Origin of the sequence: Streptomyces sp. NPDC056128 (genome assembly GCF_042263835.1) — a bacterium.
In the GTDB taxonomy this organism is placed as follows: domain Bacteria; phylum Actinomycetota; class Actinomycetes; order Streptomycetales; family Streptomycetaceae; genus Streptomyces.
In genome coordinates this window covers 394,178-415,016 of record NZ_JBHJVQ010000004.1, presented here as the reverse complement: position 1 = coordinate 415,016, position 20,839 = coordinate 394,178, and the positions used below count along the sequence as shown (strand labels likewise).

The following is a 20,839-nucleotide window of genomic DNA, read 5'->3' as shown; positions in this document are numbered from 1 at the left end:
CACTGTCAGAGAGATCTCAGGCTGCCAGATCCCGGACGGGCGGTCAGGAACCCACGGAGGCGGCCCCCTCGGCACCGGCCTCCCCGGCCGGCCGGAACTCCACGGCGACGACGCCGTCGACGCTCCTGCAGTGCTCCTCCAGCGCCGGCGCGGACACATGGCCCGGCAGCCGGCCGCTGAGCACGACATGCCCGTGGACCACGTCCACCTGCACCGAAGAGGGGGCCAGGCCGAGCGCCTTGACCAGGGCCTCCTCGATGATCTCGGTGCGGATGGCCCGGTCCGCGCGCAGGAAGACCCGCAGCAGGTCACTCCTGCTGACCACCCCGATCAGCCGCCCGTCGGCGTCGACGACCAGCAGCCGCTTGATGCCGTGCCGCGCCATCACCCGGGCGGCGTCGACGACGCTCCAGTCCTCCTGTGCGCACAGTGGGGGAGAGGTCATCAGCCCCGCCGCGTCGGTGGCGGACGCCTTGCGCCCCGCCGACCGGGACCACTCCTCGTACCCGGGGGAACCGTCGGGTTCCGCGCCCCACATCTTCTGGAGGAGGTCCGCCTCCGACACCACCCCCACGGGACGGTTCGCGTCGTCGACCACCGGGACGGCCGTGATGTCGTACTCCAGCAGCAGGTGGGCGATCTCCTTGAACGGTGTGCCGTGCTGGACGCGGATCACGGCGTCGCTCATCAGGTCGCGCACCTTCTGGTGTTTCATGAAGGGTCTTCTCCTCCGCTGCCGGCCCGAGTCGACCGGCGTCCGTCCTTCTTACCTGTGCGAACGTGCCGCCCGCCCCCCGAGTGCCCTCCTTTCAGGCACGGGACTGATCAGGAGCAGGGCGATGTCGTCGTCGGGGGCCGGCGCGTGCCGTATGAGGGTGTCGGCCATCTCGTCGAGGTCGTCGGGGTCACCGGCTTCGAGGAGCCCGGCGAGGGCGGCTATCGCGTCGTCGATGTCGACCCCGGGAGCTTCGACGAGCCCGTCCGTGTAGAGCGCGAGGACGCTGCCCGGCGGGAGCGGGAACTCCAGCGACGGGTAGAGGGTGTCCGGCTCGATGCCCAGCAGCAGGCCCGGTGACACCCGCAGGGCTTCCATGCGCCCGTCGGCGTGGCGTATCAGGGGCGGCGGGTGACCGGCCAGGGCCACACAGGCGCGGTGCGTGGCGAGGTCGAGGTGGACGTAGGCGCAGCTGGTGAACAGGCCGGGGTCCAGGTCGGTGAGCAGCCGGTTGGTGCGGGCCAGTACGTCGTCGGGCCGTGCCCCCGCGGTGGCGTGGGCGTGCACGGCCGTGCGGACCTGTCCCATGAGCGCGGCGGCGTCCACGTTGTGGCCCTGTACGTCGCCGATGGTGGCCCCAGCCGTGTGCTCGTCGAGGCGGATGAGGTCGTAGAAGTCGCCGCCGACGCCCAGGCCACTGGCGGCCGGAAGGTAGCGGGCGGCGATGTTCAGCCGGGGCACGCGGGGCAGGGTGTGCGGCAGCAGGGCGGACTGGAGGCGGTGGGCGAGGTGGTGCTTGGCGTCGTAGAGACGGGCGCGGTCCAGGGCCTGCCCGACCAGCCCCGCGAGCGAGGTGAGCGCGGCCCGTTCACCGGGCGGGAAGACGTGCGGCCGCGCGTAGGCGAGCAGCAGGGACCCGATGGGGCGGCCGGACGCGATCAGCGGCAGTACGGCCCACGCGGCCATCCCGTCCTCGTGCACGGTGGCCGGGTAGGCCTCGTGGAGTTCGTCGAAGGTGGTCCAGAACCCCGGGACGCCGGTGGCCACGACGTCGACGCCGGGAAGGGCCGAGTCGAGAGGCGCCGCGTCGTAGTGCTTCAGGAGGTCGGCGCTGTATCCGCGGTGTCCGACGATCTTCAGCCGGCCGTCCTCCGGAGCCATCACCACCATGGCCTGGGCGCCCAGGGCCGGCATCAACTGGTCCGCGGTCTGCTCGACGACGTCCTGCACCCCCACGGCCTCCGTCAGGGTGGAGGCCAGGTGCATCAGGTGGTAGAGCACGGTGGCGCGGCTGGGCCCGGCGGTCGGCACGGACCGGGCCTCGGGGCCCTCCTCACCCGGGGCGCCCCGGTCGATGCGGACGCTGAGCCCGGTGGCGTCCGGGTACAGCTCGAAGGCCAGCCAGGTGTCCGGCGGCCGCAGCACGGTGAAGGCCTGCGGACGGCGGCTGACCAGCGCGGCCCGGTAGCGGTCCTCGACGTGGGGGACGTCCATCCAGGGCAGCGCCTCCCACGGCAGGGCGCCCACCAGGCCGGCCCGGTCGGCGCCGAGCAGCGCGGCCGCGCCCGGGCTGACGAAGGTGACGCGCCCGTGCAGGTCCAGCGCGCAGGACCCGCCCGGCAGACGGTCCACGAAGGCGGACAGGGCCGCCGCCTGGAACGGGGAGGGGGTGCGGGGCGTGGGCGGCGGCAGCATCCTGGGCCGGTCCGCGGTCACCAGCGGCCCGTCGCGGTCCACCACCTCCTGCACGAGCCCGCCCAGACGGCGGCAGCCCTCCTCGATGACCTCGCGTTCCCCCGTGGTCAGCCGCGCCCCGTGGTCTCCGGGCCACAGCAGCACCAGCCCGCCCCGGACGGCGGTCTCCGAGACGAGCGGGGCGGCCGCGAGCGCGAAGTCGTAGGGCAGGACGAGCGCGACCCGCGGATACTGGCGGGCCATCTCCTCCCGCCCGCTGCCCCACACCAGGCGCCGCTCGCGGACGGCGTCCGCCACGGGCATCGGATCGGCCAGTCCGACCCGCCGCCACGGAGCGGCCATCTCCCGGGGCACCCCCGCCACCAGAACCTGCCACAGGGCGTTGTCGCCCGGCGGCAGTACGTACAGCAGTCCCCCGAAGGCGCCGCTGTCCCGCACCACGGCGGCCATCGCGGAATCCATCAGCCGTCCACCCGGACCCACCACCGCGGGACTGCCCGACGCCGGCCGGACCGCACATCACGCATATGAGGACACTACGCCCGTACCGCCGCGACGGCATGCGAGAGGGTCAGTGGCCGTGCCCGTGCCCCCGGGACCGGCGCTGCACGTACAGGCGGCCGTCCCTCGGCCCGGTCCACTCCAGGCGCACCACCCCGGGCACGGCGGCGTCGTCGACACGCGACGGGTCGGCCCAGTACCCGAAGTTGGGATTGCGGAAGAACGTCGCCCACAGGTCTCCGCGGCGGTCGGTGAAGAAGTTGTTGTGCCCCGCGCCCACCCCCGCGGTCCACCGCTCGGAGTACGGCCCCTCGAAGTGGTCCGAGACGGCGACGACCGCGTCGTACTGGTACTGCGTGCGGCCCGTACCGGGCGGGTCGTAGGCGTACCGCGTGCTGCCGTCGGGGTGGCGCGACGTACGGTCCCACGCGGCGTGGACCAGGTAGTACCTGCGCCGGTACTTGAACACGTACGCGCCTTCGAGGTACGGCTCGGGGGAGTAGGGCGTCTGCCGGAACCGCGGCAGGTCCGTGGCCGGGACGATGTCCTCCATGTCGTCCCGGAACCTGGCATACAGATCGTTGTGGAGGACGAGCCACGCGTCGTCGCCCTCGGAGTAGAGACTGCCGTCGATGTGGTGGTAGGCGCCGGGCTCGATGAACGAGGGGCCGCCGATGAACGAGTCGCCGAAGGGCTTCTCCCGATTGCCCTCGACCAGCCGGTACGGCCCTTCCACGCCACCCTCGCTGACCAGCATGAACGAGCCGACCTTGCGGGAGTGGTCGCCCATGCAGGCGACGATGTACCAGGTGCCGCGGAAGTGGTGCAGCTCCGGGGCCCAGGCCTGGCCGCGCTTGCCGAACCGGTCGTCGTACCAGTACTCCTGCCACGGGGCCACGACGGTGCGCCCGGGCCGGTTCTCCCCGGCGAACTCGGGCGACCACACCTTGCCCTTCTCGGCGCCCGGCCGGACGCCGGTCGTGTCGGCGAGGCGCCACGGGCCCCTGAGGGACGGCGCCAGCCACACGAAGATCCCGTCGTTCCACGGGGCGGCGGCCTCCAGCCCGGGCACCCGGGTGGTGCCGGTGGCCACGTAGACCGTACGGCCGCCGACGTCGAAGCAGTTGACGTAGGTGTCCCGCATCCAGACCGTGCCGCGCTCCTCGTCGCGGGGACGCAGCTCCAGCGGGAGGACGAACGAGTTGTCCTCCCGCGGCCACAGGTCCTCCCTGGTGTCCGCGAGGCCGTACGGCGCGGGATCGGGCCAGTTCGGCGGATACCTCCGCGCCGCTCCGTGCGCCGTGTCCGCGGCCGCCTGTGCGGCGCCGGCGGGCAGGGCGAACGCCGCCCCGAGACCGGCGGCGCCGGCCAGCAGGGAACGTCGGTTCGGGCCGTTCTCGGCATGGGTCATCGGTGGCGCTCTCCTTCGTCTGTGCCGTCCGGGGGTGCGGCACAGCATGCGAACGCCCGCGCATTTACGTCAACAGGGCGGACGAATAATTAGCGAAGTGGCGCCCATACAGGGGCTTGCCCACCAGGCATTGTGAACGCTTCATTTCCTCTTTCTGTCGGAGTGTTGACGGAATAATCGGCCCTCCCTACCTTGACCGGCATGCAGATGCCCAGCGGAGTGCACGCACTGGTCAGGCGGACCCACGAAGAGCGCGTGATGCGTGCGCTGCAGGAGAACGGCGCCATGAGCCGCGGCGAGATCGCCCGGGTCGTGGGCCTCTCCCGCACCACCCTGTCCGAGATCACCGGCCACCTCCTGCAACGGGGGGCGATCGTCGTCGTGGACACCGACGCCTCCCGGCGCGAGGGCAGCGGGCGGCCGGCCGAGCGCCTCGCCCTGGATCCGGCGTCGGCCCAGTTCATGGGCGTCGACTTCGGACACCGGCGGGTGCACGTCGTCGTCGCCGACGCCTCGCACGAGATCATGGTCTCGGGCTCCGTCCGGTACGAGGACACCGCGACCTGGCGGACCCGGACCGAGCTGGCCCTCGGGCTGGTCGACCGGCTGAGCAGCGAGGCCGGGGTGCACTACGGCGCCCTGCAGGGCATCGGCATCGGCGTGCCGGGCCCCTACCCGGCGCCCGACGGGGCCGCCTGGCCGCGCGCCACCGCCGGCACCACGGTGCTCCGGCCCGCCCCCGAGGGCGTCGACGTGGCCTTCGCCGAACGCTTCGACGCACCCGTGATCGTCGACAACAACACCCGGCTCGCCGCCCTCGCCGAGGCGATCAGCGGCGCCGACAGCGTCGCCGACCTGGTGTACGTCCGCCTGTCGGACGGCGTCGGCGGCGGCCTGGTCGTCGGCGGCCAGCTGGTGACCGGCTCCTCCGGGCTGGCCGGCGAGCTGGGACACGTGACCGTGGAACCGGCGGGCCGGCCCTGCCGGTGCGGCAAGCGCGGCTGTCTGGAGACGGTGGCCTCGGTGCCCGGGATCCTCGCCGCCTGCTGGGAGTTCGGCCTGCGGCTGGAGGACCTCGACGACCTGGCGGACGCCGTGAGCCGCGCCCACCCCGTCGTGGACCGCGTGCTGCGGGAGGCCGCGGGCGCGCTGGGCCGGGTCGTCGGCGCGGCCACCATGATGCTGAACCCGGCGAAGGTCGTCGTCGGCGGCGAGATCACCCGGCTGGCGCCCGTGATCGTCGAACAGGTCGCCGCCACCCTCGCCGCCGAGATCTTCCCGACCGCCTCGGCCGGTCCCGTCGTCGCCGCGGCGCGGCTGTCGGACGACGACGGCGCTCTGGGCGCGCTGGCGGCGGTCTTCCACAGCTCCCCCCTCCTGGCGAGGTATCCCGAGACCGCCGACGTGAAGGGCCGTGCCGATGCACCCGACTCCGCCACCGAAGGAGCCGCCCATGTCCGTCCTTGACAAACGGGGCGCCGAACCGGGGCACCCCCTGCCCGGGCAGCGGCCCGGAGCCCCGCCCGGCGCCGGCACGGAGGCCACCGAAGCCGCGCCCGGACGGGCCCGCACCGGCGGGCGCGGGCTGACCCTCGTCCTGAACGCCGTGTCCGTCGCGGCCGGCATCGCCCTCTGGTGGGCCGCCGCGTCGGCCGGCTTCAAACTGCCGACCCCGCCGGAGGTCGTCTCCCGGGCCGGGACGCTGATCGGCGACGGAACCCTGGCCGACGACGCCCTGGCCAGCCTGACCCGGGTCCTGAGCGGCTTCGCCCTCGGCACGGCCGTGGCCGTCCCCGTGGGCTTCCTGATGGGCTGGTACGGCATCGTGCGCGGTCTGGTCGAACCCTGGATCCAGTTCTTCCGCACCATCCCGCCCCTGGCCATCATCCCGCTGGCCGTGGTCGCCATGGGCATCGACGAGACTCCGAAGATCTTCGTCATCTTCCTCGCCGCGTTCCTGGCCTGCGTGATCTCGACCTTCCAGGGCGTGGTGAACGTCGACCGCACGCTGATCGACGCCGCCCGGGTGCTGGGCGCCAAGGACGCCACATCTGGCAGGGCCGGTTCCCGCACGTCAACACCGAGGAGGACGGTCACCTGACCACGGCCCCGGTCAGGTCCTACCGGGCCAACGGCTTCGGGCTGTGGAACACCGCGGGCAACGTGTGGGAGTGGTGCGCCGACTGGTTCTCGCCGACCTACTACTCCCGGTCGCCCGCGTCTGACCCGCACGGCCCGGAGACCGGGACCGCACGGGTTCTGCGCGGCGGCTCCTACCTGTGCCACGACTCCTACTGCAACCGCTACCGGGTCGCCGCACGGTCCTCCAACACCCCGGAGTCCTCGTCCGGCAACCTCGGCTTCCGCTGCGCCAACGACGGCGCCCCGCCGGCCTCCTAGGCGATGGCGGCCCGTGCCCCGGCGACGAGGGCCGCCAGTTCCTCGGTCTCGTCGGTGGTGAGCGAGGTCAGCGGCGGACGGACCGGACCGGCCTTGAGCCCGGACAGCGTCACCCCGGCCTTCACCAGCGACACCGCGTACCCCGGAACGCGCCGCCGCAGCCGCACCAGGGGATGGAAGAACGTCCGCTGCAGCGTGTCGACCGTCGCGGTGTCGCCCTCCTCGACCGCGCGGTGGAAGGCGAGGGAGAGGTCCGGCGCGAACGCGAACGCGGCCGACGAGTACAGCTCGACGCCCAGTGCCCGGTAGGCCAGTTGGCTCGCCTCGGCGGTGGGCATGCCGTTGAAGAACTGGAAGTCCTTGCCCGACCCGTCGAGCGCCGCGCGTACGGCGGGGACGATGCGCGCGACCAGGTCGAGGTCGCCGGTGCCGTCCTTGAGACCCGCCACGGTCGGCAACTGCGCGACCTCGGCCGCCGCGTGCTCGTCGAAGCGGGCGTTGGCGCGGCTGTAGACGATCAGCGGGAGGTCCGTCTCCCCGCCGACGGCACGGGTGTAGGCGACGAGTCCGGCCGCGGGCGACTCTACGAGGTAGGGCGGCATGAGCAGCAGTCCGTCGGCGCCGGCCTCGGCGGCGTCGCGCGCGAACTGCCGGGCGAGACCCAGCGCGCCGCCCACCCCGGCGTACACCGGGACGCGTCCCGCCGCGGCCTCGACGGCGGTACGGGTGACGGCCGCGTACTCCTCGCGGTCCAGCGCGTGGAACTCGCCGGTGCCGCAGGCGACGAACACCCCGCCGGGCCCGGCGGCCACACCGGCCGCCACGTGCTGGTGCAGGACATCGAGGTCGACCTCGCCGGTGGCGGTGAAGGGGGTGACGGGGAAGAAGAGAACGCCTTCGAGCACGAGTGGTTTCCTAACGGGTCGGAGAGTCGGTGGAGCGGTCTGCCGGGCGGCCGGGGTCCACGGCCGCGCCGGCACCCTGGTGGACGACGCCCGTGAGCGGTTCCCCGCGGCGCAGCCGGCCGATGTTGTCGGCGATCTCCGCCGCACGCGCGGCGAAGGTGTCGGCGGTGTGCCCCGAGTGGTGCGGGGTCATGAGGACGTTGGGCAGTTCGTGGAAGGGCAGCCGGCTCGGCGCCCCGGGCGGGCCGGACCACCACACGTCCAGCGCCGCGCCGCCGATGGTGCCGCCGCGCAGCGCCTCGTACAGCGCCTTCTCCTGCACGACGGGCCCTCGCGCCACGTTGACCAGCAGTGACCCGGGCCCCATGGCGGCGAGTTCGGCCGCGCCGATCAGACCCCGGGTGGCGGGGCCGAGCGGCACCGTGACCACCACGACGTCGGACTCGGCGAGCAGCTCGGGCAGCCGCTCGTCGCCGCCGACCCAGTCCGGCCGCAGGTCGTCGGGGAACGGGGCCGACGGATCGCGCCGCACGGCGCGCACGCGCAGGCCCACCGCCTGACACAGCCGGGCGACCTCGGTGCCCGTCTCGCCGAACCCGACGATGCCGACCCGGCGGCCCCGCAGCGTGGTCCCGAACGGCAGCCCGGGGTCCACGGCCACGTTGCGCCACCGCCCGGCGCGCAGGGCGCGGTCGGCGCCGAGCACGTCGCGGGAGAGCATCAGGACGGACATCAGTACGTGCTCGGCGATGGAGCGGCCGTGGTGGTGGGTGGTGGCGACGGTGACGCCGGGGCCCAGCGCGTCCAGCGCGATGCCGTCGTAGCCGGCGCCGACCACGTGGACCAGGCGCAGCCGGGCGGCCCGGCGGGCGTCCTCGGCCCGCAGCCTGGAGCCGACGAACACCTCCACCTCCGGCATGGCCCCGGAGACCCGCGCCGCGTCCCAGTCGCAGGCGTCGAGCCACTCGTGGCCGCCCTCGGTCCGGGCCCTGAGGGGTTCGTGGAAGCGGCTCAGGATGCGGTGGGCGAGCATGATGCGCACGAGGAGGTCACCACCTGGGGTTCTTGGTCGAGAAGGACGGGTCGACGCGGCGCATGTAACCGGTGTCGTCCCGGTCGCGCACTCCGCAGTCGAGGTACTGGCGGTGCAGCCGGGCGAGCGCGTCCCGGTCCAGCTCCACGCCCAGGCCGGGAGCCGTGGGCACCGCGAGCGAGCCCCCACTGAACCGCAGCGGCGTCGGGTCGACCACGTCCTCGTCGGGGCGTTTCCACGGCCAGTGGGTGTCGCACGCGTAGGTGAGCCGGGGTGTGGCCGCCGCGAGGTGGGTCATCGCGGCGAGGCTGATGCCCAGGTGCGAGTTGGAGTGCATGGACAGGCCGAGCCCGAAGGCCTCGCAGATCGCGGAGAGCCGGCCGCAGCGCCGCAGGCCGCCCCAGAAGTGGTGGTCGGAGAGCACGATGCCCACCGCGTCCCGGGCCACGGCCGGCGCCAGGTCGTCGAAGGAGACCACACACATGTTGGTCGCCAGCGGCGTCTGAGTGCGTGCCGCCACCGACGCCATACCGTCGATCCCGGCCGTCGGGTCCTCCAGGTACTGCAGTACGCCGTCCAGTTCGCGGGCGACGCGCAGTGAGGTCTCCGGGCTCCATACGGCGTTGGGGTCGAGGCGCAGCGGATGGTCCGGGAAGGCCGCGCGCAGGGCCCTGATCGCCGCGATCTCCTCGTCCGGCGGGAAGACGCCGCCCTTGAGCTTGATGGAGGAGAAGCCGTATGTCTCGATCATCCGGCGGGCCTGCTCGACCAGGCCCGCCGGATCGAGCGCCGCGCCCCAGTCGTCGTCCTCCTGACCGGGGTGTCCGGCCCACTTGTAGAAGAGGTACGCGCTGTAGGGGACCGCCGGGCGTACGGCGCCGCCCAGCAGGTCGCTGACCGGCCGGCCCACGAGCTTGCCCTGGATGTCCAGGCACGCGACGTCGAACGGCGACATGACCCGGTCCACGGTGCTGCTGCCGGTGACCATCCCGGCCATGCCGTCCCCGCCCGCGGTGTCGGTGCCCAGCGCCCGGGTGGTGCGGGCGATCAGGTCGTTGAGGCTCCAGACCTCCATGCCGGCCAGTTCACCGGCGGCGCGGCGGAGCCGTTCCAGGTGCAGGGTGCCGCCGTAGGTCTCCCCGATGCCGCTGACGCCGCTCTCCGTGGTGATCTCCACGACGGTGCGCAGGGCGTAGGGCTCGTGCACACCCACCGAGTTGAGCAGCGGAGGGTCGCGGAAGGCCACGGGGGTCACGGTGACGTCGACGATGCGTTCGGAGGTGCCTGCCCGCATGCCCATCCTCATATGTAGTCGGCGTTCTCATGTGTGGACAACCAGTTGTAGGCACGCCTCCACGGCCGTGTCAATGGGCCGGCCGGTCCGGGACCGGTGTGAGGAGGGTGCCCTCGGTCATGAAGCGCTGGAGGTTGCGCAGTGCCAGGTCGCCCATGGCCGCCCGGGTCTCGTGGGTGGCGCTGGCGATGTGGGGGAGCAGCACCACCCGGTCCGACTCCAGCAGCGCCGGCGGCACGTTGGGTTCGTCGGCGAAGACGTCCAGCGCCGCCCCCGCGATCCGGCCCTGCGTCACCGCCGCCACCAGGGCAGGTTCGTCGACCACGCTGCCCCGGGCGACGTTGACCAGGTACCCCTCGGGCCCGAGCGCGTCCAGGACCTTCGCCGAGACCAGCCCCCGGGTGCCCCGGCCCCCGGCGACGGTGACGACGAGCGCGTCGCACGCCTCGGCCAGCGCCTCGGCGCTCGGCAGATGGCGGTGGGTGACGCCGGGCACCGGCGTGCGCGTGCAGTACGCGAGGTCCGCCCCGAAGCCTTCGAGCCGGCGGGCGACGGCCCGGCCGATCCGGCCGAGGCCCAGGATGCCGACCCGCTTGCCGCTCACCCGGTCGGCCAGCGGGAAGGGGGCGGCCGTCCAGGCCCCCGCGCGGACGTACCGGTCGGCGGCCGACAGGCGCCGCACGACGTCGATCAGCGCACCGACGGCGAGGTCGGCCACGCAGTCGGTGAGCACATCCGGGGTGTTGCTCACGTCGATGCCCCGGGCGCGGGCGCGCACCACGTCGGTGGTCTCGTGGCCGACGCCGAAGTGGACGATCGCCCCGAGGCGCGGCAGCGCGTCCATCAGCGCGTCGCTCACCCCGGTCCGCGCGCTCGTCACCGCGGCCGCCACCTCGCCGCCGTGCGCGCGCAAGTACGCGTCGGGGTCCGGGAGTTCGAAGAGGCGGACCGTGCGGTAGCGCTCGCCGAGCGCGCTCTCCAGGGCGGGGAGCAGCGGGGACACCTGGAGGACGGTGTCCGGGGCGCTGGGGGTGGTGGGGGAATTCGGCAAGGGACGCTCCCGTCGGGTGGAGGTGCCGGGACACGGCCGCTCGGAGAATGTCCGATCGCCCGCATGTCTTGACGCTGCCCCGGCACCGGTTTAGCTTCGCGTTCACAGATGCAGACTGAGTACGCAAGTGTAGACAGTCGTGGAGGTCCGCCCCACACCCCCGAGTTCGGAACGTGACACATCAGCACTTCCCCGGAGACACGCGACGATGAAGTCCTCCGTTTCATCCACCCGGCGCCCCGCACCGAGGCGGCCCCGCACGAAGAGCGCGATGCTGCTGGCGGGCATCGTGTTCCTGTCCAGCGGGTGCGCCGTGGCAGGCAGCGCGGGTGGCGACACCGGCCGCGCCGACGGCCGCACCCTGCGGGTGGTGCTCACCCAGGAACCGCCGACCCTGGAACCCTGCGAGGCATCACTGACCGGCACCGGCGTGGTGGTCCGGTCCAACATCACCGAACCGCTGGTGGAACGAGATCCCACCTCCGGTGAGCTGAACCCCCTGCTGGCGACCGGCTGGAAGCAGACCGCCCCCCGCACCTGGACCTTCGACATCCGCTCCGGAGTGACCTTCCAGAACGGCGCGCCCTTCACCGCCGAGGACGCCGCCTTCTCCATCGACCGGGCGGTCAACTCCGACCTCGCCTGCAACGTCGAGGGCTACGTCTTCGGCGACGACGACCTCGAAGTGGACGCGGTGAACGACAGCAGGCTGACCGTCACCACCGAGCGGCCGGACCCCATCCTGCCGCTGCGCCTGAGCTTCGTGGAGGTGGTGCCCCGCACGACCGACCCGAAGGCCAAGGTCCGCGTCCCGGTCGGCACCGGCCCCTACGCGGTCGCCTCCTGGAAGCCCGGGTCGGCCATCTCCCTTGACCGCAACGACCGCTACTGGGGCGAGGCCCCCGACTTCGCACGGGCCCGCTACGTCTGGCGCAGCGACGCCAGTGTCCGCGCCGCCATGATCGACAAGGGCGAGGCGGAGATCGCCGTCGCCCTCGACCCGATGGAGGCGGAGAAGGACACGACGGCCGCCTACCCCAACAACGAGACGACCGCGCTGCGGCTGGACGGCCGCGAGGCCCCGCTCGACGACATCCGGGTGCGCCGGGCCATCGACATGGCCGTGGACCGCGAGGGCATCATCGACGCGCTCCTCGGCGGACTCGCCGAACCGGCCGGCCAACTCGTGCCGCCCGGCGTGGTGGGCCACAACGACGCGATCGAACCGACCCGGCAGAACGTCACCGAGGCCCGCGCCCTGGTGCGCGAGGCGGCGGCCGACGGGGTGCCCACCGACCGGCAGATCACCCTGGTCGCCCGCAACGGCATGTTCTCAGGGGTGTCGGAGACGGCCGAGGCCCTCCAGTACCAGATGCAGCAGATCGGGCTGAACGTGAAGGTCCGCATGGCCGACACCGCCACCCACCTCCAGTACCAGCTCCGCCCGCTGCCCGAGGACGTCGGACCCATCGCCCTGCTGATCATGCACGGCAACCAGGCCGGTGACGCGGGCTTCACCACCAGCCAGTACCTGCTCAGCGACGGCCCCCAGTCCACGTTCGGCACCGAGGCGCTGGACGAGCGCGTCGCCGAGGCGGGCGCCCTGTCCGGCGACGCACGGCAGAAGGCCTTCGCCGACCTGCTCGCCGAGCAGAACGAGAGCGTCGTCCAGTACGCCCATCTCGCCCACATGAGCGGCCTGCTCGGCCTGTCCCGGTCGATCCGCTACCGACCCGACTCCGCCACCGGAGACGAACTGCGGCTGGCCGAGGTCCACCCGGCCGAGGGGGCGAAGCACTGACATGATCCCGTTCCTGCGCAAACGCATCCTCTCCAGCGCCGTCCCCCTGGTCTGCGTCGTCCTCGGCGTGTTCTTCCTGGCCCGGATGACCGGCAACCCCGTCGACCTCTACCTCCCCCTGAGCGCCACCCCCGAGCAGCGCGCGGAGTTCTCCGCCGCACAGGGCTTCGACCTCTCCATCCCCACGCAGTTGTGGAACTACCTCGTCGACGCCGCCCACTTCGACTTCGGCACCTCCCTGCGGACGGGGCAGCCGGCCGGCTCGATGGTGCTCGACGCCTTCCCCGTCACCCTGCAACTCGCCGGTGTGACCATGCTGCTGGCCCTCACCGGAGCCGTCCTGGTCGGCAGCCTCGCAGCCTACCGCCCCAACTCCCTGATCGACAGGATCGCCAGCCTCCTGTCCATGACGGCCGCCAGCATCCCCGACTTCTGGTTCGCCATCATGGGCGTCCTGGTCTTCGGCGTGAGCCTCGGCCTGCTGCCGACCTCCGGCACGCTCGGCGGCCCCGAGATCTGGGTGCTGCCCATCGCGACCCTGCTCATCCGCCCCTTCGGCGTCCTGGTCCAGGTGGTCCGCGGCAGCATGGTCACCGCGCTGTCCGCGCCCTACGTCAAGATCGCCCGGGGCAAGGGCGCCACCCCCCGGCGCGTCGTCTTCGGCCACGCCCTGCGCAACGCCGTGACGCCGGTACTGACCGTCGCCGGCGACCTGGCGGTGGGCCTGGTCAACGGCGCGGTCATCGTCGAGACGATCTTCGGCTGGCCCGGTATCGGCAAGCTCATGATCGACTCCATCCTCCAGCGCGACTTCGCGGTCCTCCAGGCGGCCGTGCTGATGACCGCCGTGACGATCTTCGCGCTGAACATCCTCGTCGACGTCTGCCACGCGCTGACCGACCCCCGAGTGCGTCAGGCGGTGCCGGCGTGAGCGAAGGAAGCACCATGACCCAGGCAGAGACCGACGCCCCCGGCGACACGGACGAGACGCCCTCCGCCCGCGACCACCGCCCCAGCCGCTGGCGGATGCTGGGCCGGGACCGGGCCGCCGCCGTCGGTGCCGTCGTCCTCACCCTGGTCGCCCTCGTGGCCCTCTTCGGCCGGCTGTTCATCGGCGACCGCGCCCAGCGCCAGGACCTCGACGCCTCACTGCGGCCACCGTCCCTGAGCGACGGCGTGTACGGGCTGCTCGGCACCGACGTCCTCGGCCGCAGCATGGTGGCCCGGCTGATCGAGGCCGCGGCGACCACCCTGTCCGTCGCCGTCCCCGCCGTGCTGTGCTCCCTCGCGATCGGCTCCGCCCTCGGACTGTGGGCCGGATACCACGGCGGCCGCCGCGAGAGCGTCGCCATGCGGGTCGCGGACGTGATCCTCAGCTTCCCCTCCCTGCTGATCGCGGTGGTGGTGCTGTACGTCTTCTCGCCCAGCGCGCTCAACCTCGTACTGATCCTGGCCGTGACCCGCATCCCGGTGTACCTGCGCACCGCGCGGGCGGAGGCGGCGGAGCTGCGCAGCAGACTGTTCGTCGACGCCGCCCGGACGTTCGGCACGCCCAGCCACCTGATCATCTACCGGCACGTCCTGCCGATCGCCCTGCCCACGCTGCTGACCGTGGCCACCCTCGACTTCTGCTTCGTGATGCTCACCGAGTCGTCGCTGAGTTTCCTCGGCATCGGAATCCAGCCCCCGGACGTCAGTTGGGGCCTCATGGTGGCCCAGGGCCGGCAGTACCTCCAGACCGCCTGGTGGATCACCGTGCTGCCCGGCCTCGCCATCGTCCTGACGACCGTGTCCGCGACGGTGCTCGCCGCCTGGGCCCGCATCGCCACCGACCCGGCCCAGCGCTGGCGGCTGACGCTGCCCAGGAAGCGCCGCCCCGTCCAGGCCCCCGTACCGCCGGAGATGATCCCGTGACGACCACCACCAGTGCCGCACCGACCGGCACCCACACCCCCGCCCTCGACGTCGAGGACCTGTGCGTGGACCTGACCACGCCCACGGGGACCGTACGGGCCGTCGACGGCGTCAGCTTCAGCGTCCACCGCGGCCGCACCCTGGCCCTGCTGGGCGAGTCCGGCTGCGGCAAGTCCATGACCGCCCTCTCCGTCGTCGGACTGCTGGACCCGGCGGCGGAGGTGACCGGCGGCGCCGTACGCGTCAGGGGCGACGACACGCTCCGCATGAGCCCCGCGGAACGCCGCAGGCTGGCCGGCCCCGTCCTCTCCATCGTCTTCCAGGACGCCCTCACCGCCCTCAACCCGGTGCAGCCCGTGGGCCGGCAGATCGGCGAACCCTTCCGCATCCACCAGAAACTCTCCCGCCGCCAGGCGCGGGAGAAGGCGATCGAGCTGATGACCCGGGTGGGCATCCCCGAACCGAGGCAGCGGGCCCGGTCCTACCCCCACCAGTTCTCCGGCGGCATGCGGCAGCGGCTGCTCATCGCTATGGCCGTCGCCCTCGCGCCCGACGTGCTCATCGCCGACGAACCCACCACGGCCCTCGACGTGACCGTGCAGGCCCAGATCATGCGGCTGCTGCGCGACCTCCAGGACGAACGGGACATGGCCGTCGTCCTCATCACCCACGACCTCGCCGTGGTCGCGCAGCGCGCCGACGACGTGGTCGTGATGTACGCCGGCACGGTCGTGGAGAACGGACCCGTGCGCGACGTCTTCGCCGCACCCCGCCACCCCTACACGCGGGGCCTGCTCGACTCGGTGCCCGAGGACAGCGTGCGCGGACGGCCGCTGCCCGCCGTCCCCGGCAGCCCGCCCGAGCTGAGCGCGGTGCCCTCCGGCTGCGTCTTCCAGGCCCGCTGCCCGCTGGTACGGGAGCGCTGCGTCCGGGAACGGCCGTCCCTGCGCCCGTCCGGCGAAGGCCGTTCGGCCGCCTGCCACTTCTCCGAGGAGCTCGACCGTGCCTGACTCCCGCGCCACCACCGCCACCCCCGGGCCCGGCCCGCAGGAGGACGCGCCGCTGCTGGAGGTACGAAGGGTCACCAAGACCTTCGGCAGCGGCCGGCGCCGGCTGACCGCCCTGGACGGGGTGGACGTACGGATCGGCCGGGGCCAGACCCTCGGACTCGTCGGCGAGTCGGGGTGCGGCAAGTCGACCCTGGCCCGGGTGCTGCTCGGCCTGGAGCGCCCGGACGCGGGCACCGTCCGGTTCGACGGCACCGACCCCTTCGCCCTGCGCGGCAGGGAACTGCTGGCCTGGCGGCGCCGGGTGCAGATGGTCTTCCAGGACCCCTTCGCCTCGCTCAACGCGCGCATGTCGGCGGCCGACCTGATCGGCGAACCCTGGCGCACCCACCGGGACGTCGTGCCGGACGCCAAGGCCCGCGAGAAGCGGATCCGCGAACTGCTCTCCCTGGTCGGACTGCGGGCGAGCGACGCCCACCGCTACCCCAACGAGTTCTCCGGTGGACAGCGCCAGCGCATCGGCATCGCCCGCGCGCTGGCCCTGGACCCCGACCTCATCGTGTGCGACGAACCCGTCTCCGCGCTCGACCTGTCGGTGCAGGCGCAGGTCCTGAACGTCCTCTCCGACCTGCGGACCCGCCTCGGCGTCACCTACGTGTTCATCTCCCACGACCTCTCCGTGGTGCGCTACATCTCCGACCGGGTGTCGGTGATGTACCTGGGCAAGGTCGTCGAACACGGGGAGACGGACGACGTCTTCGAGCACCCCCAGCACCCCTACACGGCCGCGCTGATGTCGGCGGCACCGGCCCTCGACCCCGGCCGCGACGCCCGCCGCCAGGAGATCCAGCTCCGGGGCGAGATCCCCTCGCCCTTCGACATCCCCTCCGGCTGCCGCTTCCGCACCCGGTGCGGGCGGGCCGAGGACCGGTGCGCGACCGAGGCCCCACCCGTCGTGACCCGGGGCGCGGCCGACGGGGCCGAACCCCACACGGCCCTGTGCCACTTCCCCCTGGAGGCGGCGGCCTCGTGGGCCTGACCGGCCCGGAGTTCGTCCTGCTCTCGGTCACCGTGGGGCTCGGCGCCCTGCTCCAGGTCTCCATCGGCTTCGGCCTCGGCATGATCGCCGCACCGGTCTTCTCCCTCGTGGACCCCGCGCTCGCCCCCACGGCGGTCCTGCTCCTCGCCACCGGCGTCACCGCCGCGGTGCTCGTGCGCGAGCGCGGCCGGGCCGATCTGCGCGGCTGCGGCTGGGCACTGGCGGGCCGGCTGCCGGGCGTCCTGGCCGGCGCCCTGCTCGTGGTGGCCCTCCCCGCCCGCCACCTCGCCCTGCTCGTCGCCGCGGTGGTCCTCGCCGGCGTCACCGTGAGTGTGGCGGGCTACGTGCCGCGGCAACGGCGCTCCTCGGTGGTCCTCGCCGGGATGGCCTCGGGCCTGATGGGCACGGCGACCTCCATCGGCGGGCCGCCCATGGCGATGGTGTGGCAGCGGCTCGGCGGACCGGAACTGCGCGCCACGATGAGCGCCTTCTTCCTCGCCGGTTCCCTGATGAGCCTCGCCGCGCTGACGGCGGCCGGTACGGTCGGCGCACACGCGCTGCGCGGCACCGTCCTGCTCACCCCCGCCGCCGTGGCCGGGGTACTGCTCGCCGGGCCGCTGACCCGGCGGCTGAACGTCCGGCGCACCCGCGCGGCGGCCACGGCACTCGCGGTCGCGGGTGCCGTGGTCCTTGTCGTGCGGCAGTTCGTCTGACCGTCGGGCCGTTCCGCTACGTGCGCAGCAGCCGCTGGGTGATCTCCCGGTACTGCCTCAGCGCGACCCGGAGTTCTTCCGACCCCGTCTCGGGGTCCCGGTCCTGCCAGCTGTCGTGCAGGACCCGGCGTCGCTCCGCCAGCGCCTCCACGAGGTGGGCGACGGCGTCGTCGTAGGCGGCCTCCGCCTCCTCCAGCGCCTCGCGCGGAGTGTCGGCGAAGCTGTTGATGGCCTTGCGGAGGCGGGCCAGGACCGCGTCCCGCTCGTCCGAGGGCAGCAGCGCGTCCGGCGACGCGGAGTGGTGCTCGGGGCGACGCGGGGGCTGGTCCGACGGCTGCTGTGCGCGCGTCTGGTCGTACATCATCGTGTGCCGCTTTCCTGGGTTGCTTGGGTCACCGGATTCCCCGGAGCGGCATGGCTCTGCGCCGTGCGGACAGTCAACGCCCGATGCCGGTGCGTGTCAAAGCGCCGGCCTCCAGACGCCCCGGCGGTCAGCGCTGGGTGAGGGTCTGGGGGTAGTCGGTGATGATGCCGTCGACGCCGAGGGCGGCCATTTTGCGGATGGCGCCGGGTTCGTCGACGGTCCAGACGTTGATGTCCATGCCGAGTTGGTGGATGCGGTCGACGAGGGTCTGGTCGGTGACGGTGTGCTGGGGGTTGATCTGGTCGGCCCATTGGCTGAGTTGGAGGAGTTCGGTGTCGGTGGGGCGGTTGGCGTCGAGGATGCCGATGGGGATGTCGGGCATGCGGGTGTGGAATTGCTGGGCGTCGTCGGTCTGGAAGGACTGGACGGCGAGTTGGTCGCGGGTGAGGGCGCGGCGGAGGTAGGAGGGTTTGGTGCCCAGGTGGTCGGCGAAGTCGGTGGCTATGTCGGTGTAGTGGCCGCAGGGGCTGATTTCGGCGAGGAGTCCGGTGCGGGTGCGGTCGGTGTGGCGGATGACGTCGTCGACGGTGATGAGGGGTTCGCCGGTGTATTTCTTGTGGAACCAGGAGCCTGCGTCGAGGCGTTTGAGTTCTTTCCAGGTGAAGTCGGAGACGCGGTAGCGGGGGCGGTCGGGGTAGAGGTCTTCGATGTTGGTGGTGCGTTCCATGGTGCAGTCGTGGAAGTTGACGAGTTTGCCGTCCTTGGTCTGCTGGACGTCGATCTCGACGTGGTCGGCGCGTTGGGTGACGGCGAGGTCGATGGCGGCGGCGGTGTTCTCGGGTGCCATGCCGGAGGAGCCGCGGTGGGCGATGGCGTCGGGGTCGTCGGGCGCGGCGTGCGCGGTGGTCGTCGTCAGGGCCAGGGCCAGACCGCTCAGCACGGCCACGACGGCACCGGCGTGCCTCTTGCTCGCATGCTTCACTGCAACCTCCCGCGTTGGATGACTCCCTGGAGGCTGGCGGAGCCCGGTTACGGGAACCCTGCCGACGTCTGGCGGCGCCGGGATCGGCCGGTGGAGCGCGACGCCGAACCGCTCAATCGCGGCGGAAGGGCGGCGAACGCGCGCAATCGCCCCCCTTCCGGCCGGCGACGTCACCCGCCGAGGATGCCCTCGGGCAGCAGCGACTGCGCCGAGGTGGCCGGATGCCCCACCTCCAGCGATCCGAGGAGACCGTTCAGGAGCGGAGCACCGGGCACCCCGGCGGACGGGCCCGGCGCGGGGGCGGCCCCGGCGGCGGGGGCGGACACCAGGAGAGCGGTGGCCAGGACGGAGACACAGACGAGTTTCTTGATCATGTCCGCCCCAACGAACGGCGGCCCAGGGGGGAAACGCTCGCCGTAGGCCGACTGGCCCAGTGCCGTTACCCGCGAGGTAATCGACCGCTCCCGGTCCGCCCGGCAGGATCGGACACGTCGGCGGGAATCCCCGCCGGACCGGATCACCGCCGCGAGGAGAACACGATGTCCGTCAAGCACACCGCAGGCGCGGGGGAGCAGGTCACCGAGGCCACCCGGAGCGTCGTGAGCGAGTTCCTGGCCGCGCGCGTGGCGGGGGACACCGGGCGGCTGATCGAGCTGTTCGCCGACGAGGTCGACTGGCAGCTCGCCGAGAACCCCGCCGTTCCCTGGATCCGGCCCCGCTCCACGGGTGCCGAATGCGCGGCGCAGTTCACCGAGTTGATGGAACACACCGTGCCCGAGGACGCGCGGGCCTCGGTCGACACCTTCCTCGTCGACGGCGATGACGCCGTGCTGATGGGCCGGGTGTCGGGGACCGTACGCGCGACGGGCCGAAGCTTCGAGGGGCCGTTCGCCCTGCGCCTGACCGTCGAGGGCGGCCGGATCACCCGGCACCACCTCTACGAGAACAGCCTGTCGATCGCCGAGGCGTGCACCCCGGTCGTCTGAGGGTCCCGGGCGGTGGCGACGAACGGACGGCGGGAGCGCCAGGGACCACAGTCGGCCGGGATCACGTCGCCTCACGCGGCCAGACGAACACCTCGGTACCCGGTTGGCGCTCGGAGAACCGGCCCGAGGGCGAGGCCTCCCGCAGCAGCCCGCGCAGCTCCGCCTCGAACGCGTCCAGGCGATCGCCGAACAAGTGCGGCGCCGAGAACGACATGGCGAACACCCCGGCGACGACGTCGTCCGACGTACGCACCAACGCCTGCCCGCCGGGCACCACATGGCGGTACGGGCCGGCGAACCCCGCCCCCGCCAGCACCGCCGCCTCACCGGAGGGCGTCCCTTCGGGCAGCACCCCGCGGCCGGCCCGGCGGACCGGCCCCAGACGGTGCCGGACCAGCTCCCCGATCGCCGCGTACGGAACCGCCGGGTACGGCAGCCCCGCCACGCTCCTCGCCTCGCCCTTGAGATCCGAGATGTGCACCAGGGCGCCGCCCGGCCGGAGCATGCCCCTGACGCTCGCGGCCACCAGCTCACGGTCCATCCAGTGGAAGGACTGCGCGAGGGTCACGACCGTGAAGTCACCAAGTTCCGGGGGCAGTTCCTCGGCGCGGGCGCGCATCCACCGCACCTTGCCGCTCACGCCCCGCTCCGCGGCCTCCCGCTCGGCCTCGGCGATCATCCCGCGGTCCGGGTCCACCCCAACGACCTCGGAGAACAGCCGCACCAGGCCCAGGGCGACCGTCCCCGGCCCGCACCCCAGATCGATCAGCCGCCCTTGCCCGTCGAGGCACAGCACCTCGGCGAGCACGTCCGCCAGCCCGGGGGCGTACGGCAGCCTCCCGCGCCGGTAGTGGGCGGCGGTACCCGCGAACAGGCTGTCGTCCCACTCCCACCCGACTGCCATGACCACCACCGCTCGTCGATGCCCGCTCCCGCTCGAATAGCCGATGGTGGATCCTCCCCAACGGCTCGCGCCCCGCCGACGCTACTCGGCGCGCGGCGCCGTGGCGGCCCGCCTCGTTAGTCTG

General features: G+C 72.9%; 20 protein-coding genes and 1 pseudogene. 10 read left to right on the top strand and 11 right to left on the bottom strand.

Features of this window, described 5'->3' with window-relative positions; genetic code table 11:
* Positions 1-43 precede the first annotated feature (43 nt).
* From ACFC1X_RS12560 to ACFC1X_RS12550, 3 genes are all read right to left on the bottom strand, one after another.
* On the bottom strand, positions 44-715 hold the full coding sequence (locus ACFC1X_RS12560) for a CBS domain-containing protein (protein ID WP_376351867.1): 672 nt from the start codon (positions 713-715) through the stop codon (positions 44-46).
* A gap of 51 nt (positions 716-766) precedes the next feature.
* Positions 767-2,872 (bottom strand): SpoIIE family protein phosphatase, encoded by a 2,106-nt coding sequence (locus ACFC1X_RS12555; RefSeq protein ID WP_376351865.1) that lies wholly within the window; start codon positions 2,870-2,872, stop codon positions 767-769.
* 109 nt (positions 2,873-2,981) lie between these two features.
* Entirely contained in the window at positions 2,982-4,322 is a 1,341-nt protein-coding gene (locus ACFC1X_RS12550; protein ID WP_376351862.1) for a family 43 glycosylhydrolase, read from the bottom strand.
* 201 nt (positions 4,323-4,523) lie between these two features.
* Between ACFC1X_RS12550 and ACFC1X_RS12545 the strand changes: the two genes are divergently transcribed.
* From ACFC1X_RS12545 to ACFC1X_RS12535, 3 genes and pseudogenes are all read left to right on the top strand, one after another.
* Positions 4,524-5,789 carry an ROK family transcriptional regulator gene (locus tag ACFC1X_RS12545; protein WP_376351859.1) on the top strand — a complete coding sequence of 422 codons (1,266 nt, stop codon included), beginning with the start codon at positions 4,524-4,526 and terminating at the stop codon, positions 5,787-5,789.
* Positions 5,776-6,372: pseudogene (locus ACFC1X_RS12540) on the top strand (ABC transporter permease); the annotation flags it as partial. The gene ACFC1X_RS12545 and the pseudogene ACFC1X_RS12540, both read left to right, overlap by 14 nt.
* A complete protein-coding gene (locus ACFC1X_RS12535) occupies positions 6,285-6,722 on the top strand; it encodes a formylglycine-generating enzyme family protein (RefSeq protein WP_376352183.1) in 438 nt (145 codons plus the stop codon). The pseudogene ACFC1X_RS12540 and the gene ACFC1X_RS12535, both read left to right, overlap by 88 nt.
* On the opposite strand, the gene ACFC1X_RS12530 is transcribed toward ACFC1X_RS12535, so the two are convergent.
* The 4 genes from ACFC1X_RS12530 to ACFC1X_RS12515 form a co-directional block, all read right to left on the bottom strand.
* On the bottom strand, positions 6,719-7,627 hold the full coding sequence (locus ACFC1X_RS12530; protein WP_376351856.1) for a 5-dehydro-4-deoxyglucarate dehydratase: 909 nt from the start codon (positions 7,625-7,627) through the stop codon (positions 6,719-6,721). The two genes, ACFC1X_RS12535 and ACFC1X_RS12530, sit on opposite strands and share 4 nt — an antisense overlap.
* A gap of 10 nt (positions 7,628-7,637) precedes the next feature.
* The gene (locus ACFC1X_RS12525; protein ID WP_376352180.1) at positions 7,638-8,660 is read right to left on the bottom strand and encodes a 2-hydroxyacid dehydrogenase; all 1,023 of its coding nucleotides are present in this window, start codon (positions 8,658-8,660) and stop codon (positions 7,638-7,640) included.
* 16 nt (positions 8,661-8,676) lie between these two features.
* Positions 8,677-9,960: a glucarate dehydratase family protein gene (locus ACFC1X_RS12520; RefSeq protein WP_376351853.1), complete on the bottom strand. Its 1,284-nt coding sequence runs from the start codon at positions 9,958-9,960 to the stop codon at positions 8,677-8,679.
* Between the two features lie 64 nt (positions 9,961-10,024).
* On the bottom strand, positions 10,025-11,005 hold the full coding sequence (locus tag ACFC1X_RS12515; protein ID WP_376351850.1) for a 2-hydroxyacid dehydrogenase: 981 nt from the start codon (positions 11,003-11,005) through the stop codon (positions 10,025-10,027).
* 208 nt (positions 11,006-11,213) lie between these two features.
* Between ACFC1X_RS12515 and ACFC1X_RS12510 the strand changes: the two genes are divergently transcribed.
* Genes ACFC1X_RS12510 through ACFC1X_RS12485 form a run of 6 tightly spaced genes read left to right on the top strand, consistent with a single transcriptional unit; the run spans position 11,214 to position 17,479 of the window.
* A complete protein-coding gene (locus ACFC1X_RS12510; RefSeq protein WP_376351847.1) occupies positions 11,214-12,806 on the top strand; it encodes an ABC transporter substrate-binding protein in 1,593 nt (530 codons plus the stop codon).
* Position 12,807: 1 nt separating this feature from the next.
* Positions 12,808-13,737 carry an ABC transporter permease gene (locus ACFC1X_RS12505; protein ID WP_122617843.1) on the top strand — a complete coding sequence of 310 codons (930 nt, stop codon included), beginning with the start codon at positions 12,808-12,810 and terminating at the stop codon, positions 13,735-13,737.
* 14 nt (positions 13,738-13,751) lie between these two features.
* Complete coding sequence (locus ACFC1X_RS12500) at positions 13,752-14,720, top strand: ABC transporter permease (protein WP_376351844.1); 969 nt, start codon at positions 13,752-13,754, stop codon at positions 14,718-14,720.
* Positions 14,717-15,730, top strand: a complete 1,014-nt coding sequence (locus tag ACFC1X_RS12495) for an ABC transporter ATP-binding protein (RefSeq protein WP_376351841.1) — start codon at positions 14,717-14,719, stop codon at positions 15,728-15,730. The genes ACFC1X_RS12500 and ACFC1X_RS12495 overlap by 4 nt, the downstream gene beginning before the upstream one ends.
* Positions 15,723-16,766: an ABC transporter ATP-binding protein gene (locus ACFC1X_RS12490; RefSeq protein WP_376351838.1), complete on the top strand. Its 1,044-nt coding sequence runs from the start codon at positions 15,723-15,725 to the stop codon at positions 16,764-16,766. The genes ACFC1X_RS12495 and ACFC1X_RS12490 overlap by 8 nt, the downstream gene beginning before the upstream one ends.
* Complete coding sequence (locus ACFC1X_RS12485; protein WP_376351836.1) at positions 16,757-17,479, top strand: sulfite exporter TauE/SafE family protein; 723 nt, start codon at positions 16,757-16,759, stop codon at positions 17,477-17,479. Before ACFC1X_RS12490 ends, ACFC1X_RS12485 begins: the two co-directional genes overlap by 10 nt.
* Positions 17,480-17,495: 16 nt before the next feature.
* On the opposite strand, the gene ACFC1X_RS12480 is transcribed toward ACFC1X_RS12485, so the two are convergent.
* The 3 genes from ACFC1X_RS12480 to ACFC1X_RS12470 all read right to left on the bottom strand — a co-directional run bounded on the left by ACFC1X_RS12480 (position 17,496) and on the right by ACFC1X_RS12470 (position 19,199).
* Positions 17,496-17,840: a hypothetical protein gene (locus ACFC1X_RS12480; protein WP_376352177.1), complete on the bottom strand. Its 345-nt coding sequence runs from the start codon at positions 17,838-17,840 to the stop codon at positions 17,496-17,498.
* Positions 17,841-17,970: 130 nt separating this feature from the next.
* A complete protein-coding gene (locus ACFC1X_RS12475) occupies positions 17,971-18,825 on the bottom strand; it encodes a glycerophosphodiester phosphodiesterase (RefSeq protein ID WP_376351833.1) in 855 nt (284 codons plus the stop codon).
* 170 nt (positions 18,826-18,995) lie between these two features.
* Positions 18,996-19,199, bottom strand: a complete 204-nt coding sequence (locus ACFC1X_RS12470; protein ID WP_376351830.1) for a hypothetical protein — start codon at positions 19,197-19,199, stop codon at positions 18,996-18,998.
* Positions 19,200-19,364: 165 nt separating this feature from the next.
* Between ACFC1X_RS12470 and ACFC1X_RS12465 the strand changes: the two genes are divergently transcribed.
* Complete coding sequence (locus ACFC1X_RS12465) at positions 19,365-19,811, top strand: nuclear transport factor 2 family protein (RefSeq protein WP_376351829.1); 447 nt, start codon at positions 19,365-19,367, stop codon at positions 19,809-19,811.
* A 61-nt stretch (positions 19,812-19,872) separates the two neighbouring features.
* Here the strand turns inward: ACFC1X_RS12465 and ACFC1X_RS12460 are convergent, their stop codons facing one another.
* Positions 19,873-20,715: a class I SAM-dependent methyltransferase gene (locus ACFC1X_RS12460; RefSeq protein WP_376351826.1), complete on the bottom strand. Its 843-nt coding sequence runs from the start codon at positions 20,713-20,715 to the stop codon at positions 19,873-19,875.
* Between the last annotated feature and the right edge of the window lie 124 nt (positions 20,716-20,839).

Coding starts and splice junctions, on each gene's coding strand:
- ACFC1X_RS12560 (WP_376351867.1), bottom strand. CDS start 715: ATGAAACACCAGAAGGTGCGCGACCTGATGAGCGACGCCGTGATCCGC.
- ACFC1X_RS12555 (WP_376351865.1), bottom strand. CDS start 2,872: ATGGATTCCGCGATGGCCGCCGTGGTGCGGGACAGCGGCGCCTTCGGG.
- ACFC1X_RS12550 (WP_376351862.1), bottom strand. CDS start 4,322: ATGACCCATGCCGAGAACGGCCCGAACCGACGTTCCCTGCTGGCCGGC.
- ACFC1X_RS12545 (WP_376351859.1), top strand. CDS start 4,524: ATGCAGATGCCCAGCGGAGTGCACGCACTGGTCAGGCGGACCCACGAA.
- ACFC1X_RS12525 (WP_376352180.1), bottom strand. CDS start 8,660: ATGCTCGCCCACCGCATCCTGAGCCGCTTCCACGAACCCCTCAGGGCC.
- ACFC1X_RS12520 (WP_376351853.1), bottom strand. CDS start 9,960: ATGGGCATGCGGGCAGGCACCTCCGAACGCATCGTCGACGTCACCGTG.
- ACFC1X_RS12510 (WP_376351847.1), top strand. CDS start 11,214: ATGAAGTCCTCCGTTTCATCCACCCGGCGCCCCGCACCGAGGCGGCCC.
- ACFC1X_RS12505 (WP_122617843.1), top strand. CDS start 12,808: ATGATCCCGTTCCTGCGCAAACGCATCCTCTCCAGCGCCGTCCCCCTG.
- ACFC1X_RS12500 (WP_376351844.1), top strand. CDS start 13,752: ATGACCCAGGCAGAGACCGACGCCCCCGGCGACACGGACGAGACGCCC.
- ACFC1X_RS12480 (WP_376352177.1), bottom strand. CDS start 17,840: ATGTACGACCAGACGCGCGCACAGCAGCCGTCGGACCAGCCCCCGCGT.
- ACFC1X_RS12470 (WP_376351830.1), bottom strand. CDS start 19,199: ATGATCAAGAAACTCGTCTGTGTCTCCGTCCTGGCCACCGCTCTCCTG.
- ACFC1X_RS12465 (WP_376351829.1), top strand. CDS start 19,365: ATGTCCGTCAAGCACACCGCAGGCGCGGGGGAGCAGGTCACCGAGGCC.
- ACFC1X_RS12460 (WP_376351826.1), bottom strand. CDS start 20,715: ATGGCAGTCGGGTGGGAGTGGGACGACAGCCTGTTCGCGGGTACCGCC.